Source organism: Antarcticimicrobium sp. (assembly GCF_029212575.1).
Lineage (GTDB): Bacteria > Pseudomonadota > Alphaproteobacteria > Rhodobacterales > Rhodobacteraceae > Antarcticimicrobium.
Genome location: NZ_JARGPK010000010.1, coordinates 1 through 14,116 on the forward strand (window position 1 = coordinate 1; position 14,116 = coordinate 14,116).

Here is a 14,116-nt window from a genome sequence, read left to right on the forward strand (position 1 = left end):
CGCCCGGCAGGGTGCCCTGCTGTCGGCGCAGTTCCTCGCGCAGGGCCTGCTGGCGATCCGCCAGCGCGCCCTCGCCGTTGCCGCCGGGCTCCTGCCCTAGCTCGCCCGGACGTGCACCCTCACCCTGCCCCTGCGCCTGCCCCTCGCCGGATCCCTGGCCCTCGTGGCTTTCGCCACGCCCCATGCCGCCGTTGCGCCCCTCGTTCTGCTGGCTCTGGCCAGAGTTCGCACCGGGATTGAACTGTTCCTGCAGGTCGCGGAAGGCCTGATCGCTCAGCCCCTGCTGATCGCGCAGGGTATCGGCCAGACCCTCCATTGCGCGTTGCCCCTCGGATTGCCCGCCCTGGCCCTGTTGGCCCTGCGTCACGCGCATGTTTTCCATCAGCTGCTGCAATTCCTGCAACGCCTGCTCCGCCTCGGCCATGCGGCCCTGTTCCATCAGCTCCTGGATGCGGTCCATCATGCGCTGCAGGTCATTCTGCGTCATCTGCATGCTGTCACCGTTCTGAGGCTGGCCGTCCTCGCCCTGCTGACCGTCCTGCTGAGCCTGGCGCGACAACTGGCGCAAGTAATCGTCGGTGGCCTCGCGCAGCTCCTGCATCAGTTCGGCGATCTCCTGGTCGGAGGCGCCATTCTTCATCGCCTCGGACAGCCGCTCCTGCGCCCGGCGCAGGCGTTCCAGCGCATCGCCAAGGTCGCCCTCTTCCAGAAGGATCGCCAGATCCCACAGCGCCTCGGAGATCTCGTCGCGCTGCGCTTCGCTCAGACCGTGGGCGGTAAAGTTCTCCAGCCGGCGCAGGATCACCCGCAGGCGCAGATAGGCGGTTTCGGAGCGGAACACCTCGTCCGGTCGATAGGAAACCGCGCGCAGCACCTGCGCCACCCTCGGCGCATTCTGCCGCGTCCACAGCAGGTCGCGCCGCTGCTCGGCGATCGCCGCCGCCAGCGGGTCGAAGAAATGCCGGGCCGGCAACAAGGCGGCCAGCGGCGTGGCCTGCCCCGCCTGCCCGGCGGCATCCTCGGCGGAAAGCGTGATCATCACCGGCAGGTTGGCCCAGGGATGTTTCGAGAAATCCTCGATCAGCGTCTCGGTGAATGCGGCGCGGTCGCCGGCAATCGGCAATGGCAGAGGCACGGTGATCGGCGCCCTGGCCTCGGGGTCGGCGGCAAACCCGTAGCGGCGGTCAAGCGTGGCGAGGTCCAGCGCGATCACCGCCTCGCCGCCGGTGATGCCGTAGTCGTCACGGGCCTCGAACGGCAGGGTCATTTCCCCCGCCGCACCGGTGTCCGGTTCGCCCGCGACACGCACCTCGGGGGGGGCATCCGCGATCACCGTCACATCCCAGGCGCGGCCGCCGGGACCGTCGATGCGCAGCGTGCCGTCGCGAGCGACGGTGAACTCCTGCTGCGGATCGGCGGCCGAGGGCAGTTCGCCGATGCGGCCCGACACGGTTTCGGCCAGCGTCAGCGCGCCCACTTCGCCGTAAAAGCGCAGGGTAATGCGGCTGCCCTCCGGCACGCGCATGTCGTCCCCGGCGATGTCGGCAAGGTAGAGCGTCGGCAGGCCGGTATAGCGCGGCGGCTCGACCCAGCCCTCCCAGGTCGGACCACCGGCAAGGGCACTGCCGCCCGGCGTCATCTCGGCCACCGACCCGACCCGCCAGACCGAGCCGAAGATCAGCCCGACCGCCAGCGCCAGCACCGCCACATAGCGCAGCGCATAGGGGTCGCGCGCCGCCAGCCGCAGATCGGGGCGCACCGGGCGCGCAATAGCGGCGCGGGCCGCCATCCGTGCCTGATGCGCCCGCCAGACAGCAGCCGAGGCGGCATCGCCCGCACCGATCGCCTGGTGGTCCAGAATGGCGTGGATCGGTTGCCCGGGCAGGGTTTCGTCGAGCCGCGCCAGCGCCTCGTTGCGCCGGGGCCAGTGAAACCGCCGCGCGCCGCGCGCGGCGAACCCGACCAGACCCAGAACCGCCAGAACGGCGCTGCCCCAGACCAACTCGACCGGCGCCATGTCGTGCAGCCCCAGCATCAACCCGCCCAGCGCCCCCATGACGATGCAGAGCACCGGCCAGAAGGCCCGCAGCAGACGCTCGGCCAGCATCCCGGACCGCGTGAGAAACAGCGGCAGGCGCAGGTGGGTCAGCATCGGGTCGCTCTCAGGCGCAGGGGCCATAAAGGGTTGCCTCCTTTTGGCCCACGCGGGATCGCGTCAGAGCCATTCGGGAATGGTATCTCGATTTATGATCTCGTCAAAGGTCGGGCGTCGGCGGATAACCGCGAATTGATCCCCGTGCACCATCACCTCGGGCACCAGCGGGCGGGTGTTATATTCGCTGGACATCACCGCGCCATAGGCCCCGGCACCGCGAACGGCGATCAGGTCACCCGCGGCCAGCGGCGGCAGCGGGCGCTGGCGGGCAAAGGTGTCGCCGGTCTCGCAGACCGGGCCGACGATGTCATAGGGGTACGCCTCGACACCTGGCGCCGGTTCGATCACCGGGTCGATATCGTGGTGCGCGTCATACATCGCGGGGCGGATCAGGTCGTTCATCGCCGCGTCCACGATCAGGAAGTCGCGGCCTTCGCCCTGTTTCACATAGATCACGCGGCTGACCAGCAGCCCGGCGTTGCCGGCGATCAGCCGGCCCGGCTCGATCTCGATCTCGCAGCCCAGGTGACCCAGTGTGCGCTTGATCAGCGCGCCGTAGTCGGTGGGCAGCGGCGGCGCCTCGTTGGAGCGGGTATAGGGGATGCCGAGACCCCCGCCGAGGTCGAGCCGGCGGATGTCGTGGCCGTCGGCGCGCAGGACTTCGGTGAGATCGGCCACCTTCTTGTACGCCAGTTCGAACGGCTCCAGCTCGGTCAGCTGGCTGCCGATATGCACGTCGATGCCGATGACCTCGAGCCCCGGTAACGCGGCGGCATGGGCATAAACTTCGCGGGCGCGGGAAATCGGGATGCCGAACTTGTTCTCCGACTTGCCGGTGGCGATCTTGGCATGGGTGCGCGCATCGACGTCCGGGTTCACCCGGACAGTGATCGGGGCGACAACGCCCAATTCCTGTGCAACCGCGCTGATCGCCTCCATCTCGGGCTCGGATTCCACGTTGAACTGGCGCAGGCCACCCTGCAACGCGGTGCGAATCTCCTCCGCCGTCTTGCCGACGCCGGAAAACACGATCCTGTCGCCCGGCACGCCTGCCGCCTTCGCCCGCAGGTATTCGCCGATCGAAACCACGTCCATCCCCGCGCCGGCCTGCGCCAGCGTCTTCAGGATCGCCTGGTTCGACGCTGCCTTCATCGCGTAGCAGACCAGATGATCGGTGCCGTCCAGCGCCTCGTCGAACAGCCGGAAGTGGCGCAGCAGCGTGGCGGTGGAATAGACATAGAACGGCGTGCCGACGGTAGCCGCGATCTCGGCCACCGGGACATCCTCGGCGTGCAGGGCGCCGTCCCTGTAGAGAAAATGATCCATGTCGCGCGCATAGGAGAAAGCGCGCCGCAGATCAATTGCATTCCGGTCCGGAACGATCTCAGCCGTTGCGGCGCTTGGCCTTGTTGCGGGCCTCGAACAGCTCTTTCTTGCGCGCGTACATCGCCTCGGAGCGTTCCGCCGTGCGGTCGAAGACCGGCGTGAACTCCGGGTTGCGGATGCCGCGCCCGTAGGCAAGCTGGTAGAGCCCGTGGAACGGATTGTCGTTGGCCTCGATGATCACCGGGCCGTCGGGGCCGATGGCGATGTCCCAGCCGATCACGCCAAACTCGGGGAACAGGGCGTGGGCGCGGCTGGCGGTATCGAGGGCGGCGTCGAAATGCGGTACACGGAAACTGTCGAAGCGCCGGCCGGAAACCGGGTGTTCATCGATCCAGCGGCCGTCGAGGCCGGTGCCGATGCGGCAGCGTCCCAGCAGGCCGCCGTCGCCGATCTCGGCCACCATGCTGCCCTCCTGCCAGAAATTGTCGGACATGGCGCGCGGCGAGGGCAGCTTCCACAGCGCGTAGAGCGGCCTCGGCAGTGCCTGATCGCGCACGGTGACCACGCGCACGGTGCCGATCGCGTCGCCGGCCAATGCACGCATCTCCGGGTGCTGGGTCAGCGCGGTCTGGAACAGGAAGCCATCGGGGTAATCGCTCAGGATCTCGTCGCAGAAGGCGTCGAGCGACACCCGCCGCCCGTTGCCGAGCACCAGTTCGCCCGCCTCGACCCCCGAGAGCAGCGCCGAACCGAAGCTGCCGGTGCCGCGCGCGGGCTTGGCAAAGACCGGGTAGACCGCCTTGTGCAGCAGGAAATCCTTGATCTCGGCAGGGCTGGCCAGCGCCGGAATGCGTCCGAACAGCCGCGCCGCCTGGGCCACGGCCTGGGTCCTGGTGGCGGCGAATCCCAGCTCGTGCAGAAGCGCGGTATACATCACCTTGTCCTGAACGAAGAACCGCGGGCCGGTCAGCTTGGGCGGCGAAATGTGCACGTTGACGTCGTAGCTGCCCAACACACCCACGTACTCGCGCTTTTCCTGCGGTGAGATGGCCGGGTCGTAAAGCCCGATGGAATAGTATTCATGCGGCGCGATCCGGCCCCGCCCCCGGTTCAGCAGGACCATTTCCCTGAGCTGCCGGAACGGACTGACCCCGTGCTTGCGGGCCACCTCGACGATCTTTGGGGCTGGGGCCGCGCCGGGGGTGCGCGGCGGGGTGACGAGGGCCTTGGCGTCGGCGGTGCTGTCGGTCATCGGGGCCTCCTGCGGGGCGGTTTGCGCTCTTGCAGGCGGTCTAGCGGGGAAAAATGGCCAAAATTGGGCTGATTGTTTCCAGTGCCGAACCAATCACACCACCGGGCGGCTGCGCAGGAACAGGTAGAGCGGCAATCCGCAACTGACCCCGATGCAGAATGTTGCGGGAAGGACGACAAGCGCAATCCAGTTGCGGCGCACCGCCACCTCGGCCATCACGAAGACGGTGAGCGCGATGGCCGAAATGGTCAGATCCCACACCAACCCGCTGCTTGCGGCGTTCACGTTCCAGGCCGCGGCCATGGCGCGCAGTTCAAAGCCGTTGGCGCCGAACCAGGTCACGAAATGGTACATCGGATGCAGCGCGCCCCAGATCGCCAGAGCCAGGTAGATCATGCGCAGGGGCGACATCGACACCTCCCTTTCCTGTCTTGCTCAGGTTAGCCGCTGGCCATAGGCAAGGCCAGATCCGGAAGAATGCGGGTTCAGAAGCCCGCAGCAGGCCCCGTATGCCGCGCACGACTGGGCGGCACCGGCTCGCCATCGACGCCGCAGGCCGAAAGCCACATCAGTATCGCCATGAAGGCAGCCGTTTTTTTCACGTTTGCAGTCCTTAAAAGTCGATAAAATCAATGGCGCCCGCCAGTGCGCCCGCTATGACCGGATCGTCAAGGGTGATGGTCACGAATTCGGTTTCCAGCGCGACGACCATATGCTCATCGAACACACCGTATGTCGAGACAAAGCCGGCCGCGTCCACGCTGGCGTCAAAGAGCACCACGCTGATGTCCATGCTGTCGCCCTCGGAGGGATCGAAGTCGCGCACCGTCGGATCGCCTGCGACACCGTGAAAAATGAAGGTATCAGCGCCGCGGCCGCCTGTCAGGATGTCGTCTCCGCCCCGGCCTTCGATCCGGTCATTGCCGGCGCCACCACGGATGCGTTCCACCCCACGATCACCGGTTATGGTGTCGGCGCCACTGCCTGCGAATATTCTGTTCACGCCCGGGCCATGGAGCGCCGGATTGTTCAGCACTGAGATTTCGTCGTTTCCGCCCCCCCCACGCAGCACATTTCCGACGCCGAGCGTTTGCAGAAAATCGGCGCCCTGCCCGCCGAACAGCTTGTCGTGGCCACCGGATCCGATCAACGTATCGTCCCCCCTGCCTCCGAACAGCCGGTCGCGCCCGTCGTCGGCCCCCGAAGGGTCGCCATAGAGCGTGTCATTCCCCGCACCGCCGCTCAGCCGGTCGGCACCGGCGCCTCCGAACAGCTCGTCGTCGCCGGAGCCGCCGATCAGCTCGTCGTTCCCCTCCTGCGCGGATATGTAGTCGTCGTCGCCATTGCCGTAGAGGCGATCGTCGCCGGTGCCACCGAAGATCTCGTCGTTGCCTGCACCGCCCCTGGCAATGTCGTCGCCGTCTCCGCCCGAGAGGTTATCGTGCTCCCCAAACCCGAAAAGCTTGTCGTTGCCCCCCTGACCGGCCAGCCAATCGCGCTCAGCCGTGCCTTTAATGGTTTCGTCGCTGTCGTCGCCGGAAATACGGACCAATGGACCCTCCTCGCGTTGCAGCCTGCAGAGGCATTGGGCCAAATATGCGTCAGTCGATCAGGTTTTTCCACCGCGCTATCTGTTCGCGCACGCGTTGCGGCGCGGTGCCGCCGTAGGACAGGCGCGAGTTGACCGAATTGTCGACGCCAAGCACGGTGAACACGTCGCCAGTGATGCCGGAATGGACCGATTGCATGTCGGCAAGGCTGAGGTCCGGCAGGTCGCAGCCGCGCCCTTCGGCCATCGCCACCAGCGTGCCGGTCACGTGGTGGGCATCGCGGAACGGCAGGTTCAGCACCCGCACCAGCCAGTCGGCCAGGTCGGTTGCGGTGGAAAATCCCGAACCGGCGGCGGCGGCCAGGCTTTCGCGGTTGGCGGTCATGTCCCGGACCATGCCCTCCATCGCCGCCAGCGCCAGCATCCAGTTGTCGGCGGCGTCGAACACCTGTTCCTTGTCCTCCTGCATGTCCTTGGAATAGGCCAGCGGCAGCCCCTTCATCACCATCATCAGCGCCGTGTTGGCGCCATAGATGCGGCCCACCTTGGCGCGGATCAGCTCGGCGGCGTCCGGGTTTTTCTTCTGCGGCATGATCGAGGAGCCGGTGGAGAAGCGATCCGAGAGCGTCACGAACCGGAACTGCGCCGAGGACCAGATCACCAGCTCCTCGGCAAAGCGCGACAGGTGCATGGCGCAGATCGAGGCGCAGGAAAGGAATTCCAGCGCGAAATCGCGATCCGACACCGCGTCGAGGCTGTTGGCGGCGGGCCGGTCAAAGCCCAGCGCCTGCGCCGTCATGTGCCGGTCGATGGGAAAGGAGGTGCCGGCCAGCGCGGCGGCGCCCAGCGGGCTTTCGTTCATGCGTTTGCGCGCGTCGCGCACGCGGCTCAGGTCGCGGCCGAACATCTCGACATAGGCCCTCATATGATGGCCCCAGGTCACCGGCTGCGCGGTTTGCAGGTGGGTAAAGCCCGGCATCACCCAATCGGCTCCTGCCTCGGCCTGAGACAAAAGCGCGCGGATCAGGGCCAGAAGCCCGGATTCGGCGGCGTCGAACTGGTCGCGCACCCAAAGCTTGAAATCGGTTGCCACCTGATCGTTGCGCGACCGGCCCGTGTGCAGACGCCCCGCAGGCTCACCAATAAGGGTTTTGAGACGCGCCTCGACGTTCATGTGGATGTCTTCCAGCGCGGTCGAGAACTCGAAGGTTCCGTGCTCGATTTCTGACAAGACCGTGAGAAGCCCTTCCCGAATGGCCTGCGCATCATTATCGCTTATCACGCCTGTGGCGGCCAACATCGCCGCATGAGCCCTGGAACCGGCGATGTCCTGTGCCGCCATCCGCTTGTCGAACCCGATCGAGGCGTTGATCGCCTCCATGATCGCGTCCGGTCCGGCGGCAAAGCGGCCGCCCCACATCTGGTTCGAGGTTTGATCTGCCATTGTCTGCACCCGTGGAGGTAAAATGCGCCTGTTCCGTTCCCTGACCCTTTATATGGCCCTGCTGTTGGGTGCAAACGCCGCCCTCGCCGCGGACACCGCCGCGCTGAAAGAGATGCGGACCGGCGACATGAAGCGGCTGATCGTCCATTCCGAGCCCAAGCCGCTGACCGAGACCCCGTTCACCCTGGCCGACGGCGCCGGGACCGCGACGCTGGCAGAGTATCGCGGCAAGTATGTTCTGCTGAACTTCTGGGCCACTTGGTGCGCGCCCTGCCGCAAGGAGATGCCGATGCTCTCGGAGTTGCAGGCGGAGTTCGGCGGCGCGGATTTCGAGGTGCTGACGCTGGCCACCGGGCGCAATTCGCCCACCCGCATCAAGGCGTTCTTCGACGAGATCGGGGTGACCAACCTGCCGCGTCACCAGGACCCGCGCCAGGCGGTCGCCCGCGAGGTCGGGGTGCTGGCCCTGCCGATCACCGTGCTGATCGACCCCGAGGGCCGCGAGATCGCCCGGCTGCTGGGCGACGCGGAGTGGAACTCCGACGATGCCAAGGCAATCATCCGGGCGCTGATCGCCGAGGCCGACTGAGCCGCGAACGCCAAGGGGACCGGCCCGGATCGCGGCCGGCCCATACGCCTTGACCCCACGTCCCCTTTTGACAGCCCGCCCCGTCGCGCGGTTTAATCCGCGAGGGGGAGGAAGGACATGCCGCTCACGGTGCTTGTCTCACTGGTCGCTTTCGGCATTGCGGGGATCGCGCTGCTGCTGCATCTGGCCGGCCGGTCGAAGCGCTGTGTGCTGACGCGCGAGGGGGCCGAGGCCGCCTGGCAGCGGCACTTTCCCGGCGACATCGTCGAACAGATCACGGTTGCCCGCGATGCTCACGCGGCGCTGGTGCTGACCCATCTCGGCCCCGGCCTGCTCTGGGCGTTCGGCGCCGACACGGTGGCGCGGCGGCTCGAGGATTTCGACCTGATCGACACCGGCGACCGGCTGCGCGTGGTGTTCCACGATTTCGCCGCACCCTCCGTCACCCTGGTGCTGGACGACTTCGAACGTCCGCACTGGCGCAACCTGATGCAGGCCCCATGACAGACACGCTGACATATCCCGACGTGGTTCAACTGGCGGTTCCCGCCTTCATCGCGCTGATCCTGGCCGAGTTCCTCTGGATCGCCTGGAGCGGGCGCGGCGGGCGTTACGAGACGCGCGACGCGCTGACCTCGCTGCTGATGGGGGCGGGCAATGTCGCCGTCGGCATCGCGCTGGGCTTCGTCGCCTGGGGGTTTTTCATGCTGCTGTGGCGCCTGACACCGCTGGACCTGGGTCCTGCCTGGTGGGTGGTCGTGCTGTGCTTTGTCCTCGACGACCTGCGCTATTACTGGGTGCACCGGTTCGGCCATCGCATCCGCTGGGTCTGGGCCAGCCACGTCAACCACCACTCCAGCCAGCATTACAACCTGACCACCGCGCTGCGGCAGACCTGGACCGGCACCTTCACCTTCATGATGATCGTGCGGGCGCCGCTGATCCTGCTGGGGTTCCACCCGGCGATGGTGCTGTTCTGCGGCGGGCTGAACCTGATCTACCAATTCTGGATCCATACCGAGGCGATCGGCAAACTGCCCCGCTGGGTCGAGGCGGTGATGAACACGCCCAGCCACCACCGGGCGCATCACGGGCGCAATCCGCGTTACCTCGATTGCAACTATGCCGGGGTTTTCATCGTCTGGGACCGGATGTTCGGCACCTTCGTGCCCGAACTGGAGGAGGAACGGGTCGATTACGGGCTGGTGCACAACCTCGGCACCTTCAACCCGCTGCGGGTGGCGTTCCACGAATGGGTCGGGCTGTTCCGCGACGTGACGCGGCCCGGCCTGACCCTGCGCCAGCGGCTTGGCTATGGCTTTGGCCCGCCGGGCTATTCGCACGACGGCAGCCGCGACACCTCGGAGCGGATCAAGGCGCAGCACCTGGCCCGCCACCCCGAGGACGCCGGTACGCCGGGGTTTGAAACACCGCGCCCGCCAGCGGAGTAGCGCTTGCCACATGGGCCGCGACACCGCATCCTCGGCGCATCCCGTTTCCTGACCTGAGATCGTGCCGCCATGCCCTTGCCCCGCCTCGCCCTCGCCGCCCTGCTGCTGACCGCACCCGCCGGGGCCCGTGCGTTGGACTGTTCGGCCCCGCAGACCCAGTCCGACATGACCCAATGCGCCGCGCTGATGTACCAAGCCGCCGACGCGGATCTGAACCTGGCCTATGGCCTGGCGCGCGGCATGGCCCGGCAGCTCGACGCGGCCGGCGGCGCCAATGCGCCCGGCGCCGAGCGGCGCCTGCGCGATGCCCAACGCGCCTGGATCGCCTTTCGCGATCTCGCCTGCGAGACCGAAAGCCTGCTGGCCTATGGCGGTTCCATGCAGCCGATGCTGCGCCTGTCCTGTCTGGAGCGGCTGACCCGCGCCCGGACCGAGGATCTGCGTTACTTCGGCGAGGTGAACTGACCCACCGCTGCCATCGCCCGCACCGGGGCATGCCGGTGACAGGTGACAAGGTGGTCGTTCACCATCCCCACCGCCTGCATGAAGGCATAGACAATGGTCGGGCCGCAGAACTTGAACCCGCGTTTCTTCAGATCCTTCGAGATCGCCGTCGACAGCGGCGTGAACCCCGGCACCTGCGCGAGGCTTTCCCAGCTGTTCTGGATCGGGCGGTCGCCGACGAAGGACCAGAGATAGCGATCGAATCCCTGTTCCGCCTCGATCCGCTGCCAGGCGCGGGCATTGGCGATGGTCGCCTCGATCTTGCCGCGATGCCGGATGATGCCGGGATCGGCGAGCAACCGGGCAACCTCCTCCTCGCCCCAGGTGGCGATCACATCCGCGTCGAACCCGGCGAAGGCGGTTCGGAAATTGTCGCGTTTCTTCAGGATGGTGATCCAGCTGAGCCCGGCCTGAAACCCGTCGAGAATCAGTTTTTCCCACAGCGCCCGGCTGTCCCACTCGGGCACGCCCCACTCGCTGTCGTGATAGTCGATATAGATCTGTTCGGGCCCCGCCCAGCCGCATCGTTCCATTGTCCCGCCCTGCTTGTGACCGACCGCGACAGCGTTAATTGCCGCGAAAGGAATTTCCCGGACCCTAGACACAAAGTGCAATGGGAATCAAAAACGATATGACCGGACCCGAAATCCCCGAGCGGCCCTGGGCAGATGTCCCGGAGGGCGGCGACAGCCCCATCAAGGCCGCAGTGCGCGACCGTGACGCCGCGATCCTGGACATGGTGCAGGCGGCCGTGCGACATCGGCAATGCCTGCTCGCCTTTCAACCCGTGGTGCAGGCGACGGCGCCCCGCAATCCGGTCTTTCACGAGGGGCTGATTCGCATCCTCGACGAAACCGGGCGTGTGATCCCAGCGCGGGAGTTCATGCCGGCGGTCGAGGCCACCGAACTGGGCCGCCTGATCGACTGCGTCGCGCTGGACCTGGGGCTTCAGACCCTGTCGCGTACCCCCACATTGCGACTGTCGATCAACATGTCCGCCCGGTCGATCGGCTATGGCCAATGGATGCGAACGCTGGACGGCGCCCTGCGCCGCGATGCCCGGCTGGGCGAGCGGCTGGTGCTGGAGATCAGCGAACGCTCGGCCATGACTGTGCCGGAACTGGTGATCGACTTCATGGATCGCCTGCAGGGGCATGGCATCGCTTTCGCGCTCGACGACTTCGGCTCCGGCGCAATTGAGATCCGGCATTTCCGCGATTTTTTCTTCGATGCGGTCAAGATCGACGGCCAGTTCATCCGCGGCGCGCACCGCGACCCCGAGGCCCAGGCCACCATCCGCGCGTTGATCGCCCTGGCCCGCGAATTCGAGATGCTGACCATCGCCGAATCCGTGGAAACCCGCGACGATGCGGACACCCTGGTCAAGCTGGGGATCGACTGCATGCAAGGCTACCTCTTCGGGGCGCCCACGGTGCATCCGGACTGGGCGACCAAACCCGGCATGCGCGTCGCGGGCTGACCCGGCCGTTTCCCGCGGCCTGCCCACACTGGGCCGTGCCCTGCGTTGAGATCCTCAATTCGCCGTGCAAAGCTGCAAGCGTGTGTTGCTGCACATGCAGCAATCCGGTATCACCACAGGCATCGGGGCGGCGGCCCCCGGGGGTGGCAGAGACGGGCCTGCCCGCTTGGCCGTATCGGAGGAGGCCGCCCGTTTGATGGCAGAGGACCGGATCACATGACCAACGTAGTAATTGCATCAGCGGCGCGGACCGGCGTCGGGAGCTTTGGCGGTTCGTTCGCGAACATCCCGGCGCACGACCTGGGCGCCGCCGTTCTGGAGGCGATCGTCGCCCGCGCCGGGATCGCCAAGGAAGAGGTGTCGGAAACGATCCTCGGTCAGGTGCTGACCGCGGCCCAGGGCCAGAACCCGGCCCGCCAGGCGCATATCAACGCCGGCCTGCCGATCGAAAGCGCCGCCTGGGGTCTCAACCAGGTCTGCGGCTCGGGCCTGAGGGCGGTCGCGCTCGGCGCGCAGCACATCCAGCTCGGCGATGCCGCGATTGTCGCCGCCGGCGGCCAGGAGAACATGACGCTCTCCCCCCATGCCGCCGCGCTGCGCGCCGGTCACAAGATGGGCGACATGTCCTATATCGACACCATGATCCGCGACGGCCTTTGGGATGCCTTCAATGGCTATCACATGGGCCAGACCGCCGAGAACGTGGCCGAACAGTTCCAGATTTCCCGCCAGATGCAGGACGAATTCGCGGTGGCCAGCCAGAACAAGGCCGAGGCGGCGCAACTGGCCGGCAAGTTCGCCGATGAAATCGTCCCCTTCATCATCAAGACCCGCAAGGGCGAGATCGTGATGGACAAGGATGAATACATCCGCCATGGCGCCACCATGGAGGCCATGGCCAAGCTGCGCCCGGCATTTGCCAAGGACGGCTCGGTCACTGCGGCCAATGCCTCGGGCCTCAACGACGGCGCCGCCGCGGTGCTGCTGATGACCGCCGACGAGGCCGAACGGCGCGGAATCGAGCCGCTGGCGCGCATCGCCTCCTACGCCACCGCGGGCGTCGATCCCTCGATCATGGGCACCGGCCCGATCCCCTCCTCGCGCAAGGCGCTGGAAAAGGCCGGCTGGTCCCCCGAAGACCTCGACCTGGTCGAGGCGAACGAGGCCTTTGCCGCCCAGGCCTGCGCGGTGAACAAGGACATGGGCTGGGATCCTTCGATCGTGAACGTGAACGGCGGCGCCATTGCCATCGGCCACCCGATCGGCGCCTCCGGCTGCCGCATCCTGAACACCCTGCTGTTCGAAATGAAGCGGCGCGACGCCAAGAAGGGCCTCGCGACGCTTTGCATCGGCGGTGGCATGGGCGTGGCCATGTGCCTGGAACGCCCGTAAGGTGCGCGCCCGCTAAGGAATACCGGGGCGCCTTCGGGCGCCCCCTTTTTTTGCGTTGCGGCATCGCAAGCCTCGGTCAGAAAAAGAATTCGCCGTCACACAACTTTCACCGCGAAACTTTATTGCGGAATTGATACACAATAGGTAACAGAGTTACCGGACCACATTGCAATCGAAGGAGCCATCCATGGCACGAACAGCACTCGTCACCGGCGGATCGCGCGGCATCGGCGCGGCGATCTCCAAAGCCCTGAAAGCGGCCGGTTATTCCGTCGCCGCCACCTATGCCGGCAATGATGAGGCCGCCGCCACGTTCACCGAGGAAACCGGCATCAAGACCTACAAGTGGAACGTCGGAGACTACGAGGAAAGCAAGGCAGGCATCGCCAGGGTCGAGCAGGATCTGGGCCCGATCGACGTTGTCGTGGCCAACGCCGGCATCACCCGCGATGCCCCGTTCCACCGGATGACGCCGGAACAGTGGCAGCAGGTGATCGACACCAACCTCACCGGCGTGTTCAACACCGTGCACCCGGTCTGGCCCGGCATGCGCGAGCGCGGCTTCGGCCGGGTGATCGTGATCAGTTCGATCAACGGGCAAAAGGGTCAGTTCGGTCAGGTCAACTATGCCGCCACAAAGGCCGGCGACCTGGGCATCGTGAAGTCGCTGGCACAGGAAGGCGCGGCCAAGGGCATCACCGCCAACGCCATCTGCCCCGGCTACATCGCGACCGAGATGGTGATGGCGGTTCCGGAAAAGGTGCGCGACTCGATCATCGCACAGATCCCCACCGGCCGGTTGGGCGAACCCGAGGAAATCGCCCGCTGCGTGGTGTTCCTGGCCGCAGATGACGCCGGCTTCGTCAACGGCTCGACCATTACCGCGAACGGCGGCCAGTTCTTCGTCTGAACCGCGCGATTCACCGAACATGACAGGGCCGGCCCCGCGGGGCCGGCCCTTTTGCATCCCGTAA

General features: G+C 66.6%; 14 protein-coding genes. 7 read left to right on the forward strand and 7 right to left on the reverse strand.

Annotation, left to right across the window (positions count from 1 at the left end):
* The 6 genes from P1U75_RS01475 to argH all read right to left on the reverse strand — a co-directional run.
* Positions 1-2,179: DUF4175 family protein (locus tag P1U75_RS01475; protein ID WP_300238913.1), on the reverse strand; the 2,179-nt coding region annotated here is incomplete at its 3' end.
* A 36-nt stretch (positions 2,180-2,215) separates the two neighbouring features.
* Positions 2,216-3,481: a diaminopimelate decarboxylase gene (gene lysA, locus P1U75_RS01480; RefSeq protein WP_300238916.1), complete on the reverse strand. Its 1,266-nt coding sequence runs from the start codon at positions 3,479-3,481 to the stop codon at positions 2,216-2,218.
* A 58-nt stretch (positions 3,482-3,539) separates the two neighbouring features.
* Complete coding sequence (locus P1U75_RS01485) at positions 3,540-4,733, reverse strand: sugar-transfer associated ATP-grasp domain-containing protein (RefSeq protein ID WP_300238920.1); 1,194 nt, start codon at positions 4,731-4,733, stop codon at positions 3,540-3,542.
* A 93-nt stretch (positions 4,734-4,826) separates the two neighbouring features.
* On the reverse strand, positions 4,827-5,144 hold the full coding sequence (locus P1U75_RS01490) for a DUF2834 domain-containing protein (protein ID WP_300238922.1): 318 nt from the start codon (positions 5,142-5,144) through the stop codon (positions 4,827-4,829).
* A gap of 202 nt (positions 5,145-5,346) precedes the next feature.
* Complete coding sequence (locus P1U75_RS01495; RefSeq protein WP_300238924.1) at positions 5,347-6,285, reverse strand: calcium-binding protein; 939 nt, start codon at positions 6,283-6,285, stop codon at positions 5,347-5,349.
* A 49-nt stretch (positions 6,286-6,334) separates the two neighbouring features.
* Positions 6,335-7,726 (reverse strand): argininosuccinate lyase, encoded by a 1,392-nt coding sequence (gene argH / locus P1U75_RS01500; RefSeq protein ID WP_300238927.1) that lies wholly within the window; start codon positions 7,724-7,726, stop codon positions 6,335-6,337.
* A 22-nt stretch (positions 7,727-7,748) separates the two neighbouring features.
* On the opposite strand from argH, the gene P1U75_RS01505 reads away from it, so the two are divergent.
* From P1U75_RS01505 to P1U75_RS01520, 4 genes are all read left to right on the forward strand, one after another.
* Positions 7,749-8,315: a TlpA disulfide reductase family protein gene (locus tag P1U75_RS01505; RefSeq protein WP_300238929.1), complete on the forward strand. Its 567-nt coding sequence runs from the start codon at positions 7,749-7,751 to the stop codon at positions 8,313-8,315.
* 117 nt (positions 8,316-8,432) lie between these two features.
* Positions 8,433-8,819, forward strand: a complete 387-nt coding sequence (locus tag P1U75_RS01510; protein ID WP_300238931.1) for a hypothetical protein — start codon at positions 8,433-8,435, stop codon at positions 8,817-8,819.
* A complete protein-coding gene (locus tag P1U75_RS01515; protein ID WP_300238934.1) occupies positions 8,816-9,766 on the forward strand; it encodes a sterol desaturase family protein in 951 nt (316 codons plus the stop codon). Before P1U75_RS01510 ends, P1U75_RS01515 begins: the two co-directional genes overlap by 4 nt.
* 69 nt (positions 9,767-9,835) lie before the next feature.
* Positions 9,836-10,231, forward strand: a complete 396-nt coding sequence (locus P1U75_RS01520) for a lysozyme inhibitor LprI family protein (RefSeq protein WP_300238937.1) — start codon at positions 9,836-9,838, stop codon at positions 10,229-10,231.
* Here P1U75_RS01520 and P1U75_RS01525 read toward each other — a convergent pair.
* The gene (locus tag P1U75_RS01525) at positions 10,210-10,803 is read right to left on the reverse strand and encodes a DNA-3-methyladenine glycosylase I (protein WP_300238939.1); all 594 of its coding nucleotides are present in this window, start codon (positions 10,801-10,803) and stop codon (positions 10,210-10,212) included. The two genes, P1U75_RS01520 and P1U75_RS01525, sit on opposite strands and share 22 nt — an antisense overlap.
* 98 nt (positions 10,804-10,901) lie before the next feature.
* On the opposite strand from P1U75_RS01525, the gene P1U75_RS01530 reads away from it, so the two are divergent.
* The 3 genes from P1U75_RS01530 to phbB all read left to right on the forward strand — a co-directional run bounded on the left by P1U75_RS01530 (position 10,902) and on the right by phbB (position 14,052).
* On the forward strand, positions 10,902-11,750 hold the full coding sequence (locus P1U75_RS01530) for an EAL domain-containing protein (protein ID WP_300238942.1): 849 nt from the start codon (positions 10,902-10,904) through the stop codon (positions 11,748-11,750).
* 216 nt (positions 11,751-11,966) lie between these two features.
* The gene (locus tag P1U75_RS01535; protein ID WP_300238944.1) at positions 11,967-13,142 is read left to right on the forward strand and encodes an acetyl-CoA C-acetyltransferase; all 1,176 of its coding nucleotides are present in this window, start codon (positions 11,967-11,969) and stop codon (positions 13,140-13,142) included.
* A 187-nt stretch (positions 13,143-13,329) separates the two neighbouring features.
* A complete protein-coding gene (gene phbB / locus P1U75_RS01540; protein WP_300238946.1) occupies positions 13,330-14,052 on the forward strand; it encodes an acetoacetyl-CoA reductase in 723 nt (240 codons plus the stop codon).
* The last annotated feature ends 64 nt before the right edge of the window (positions 14,053-14,116 follow it).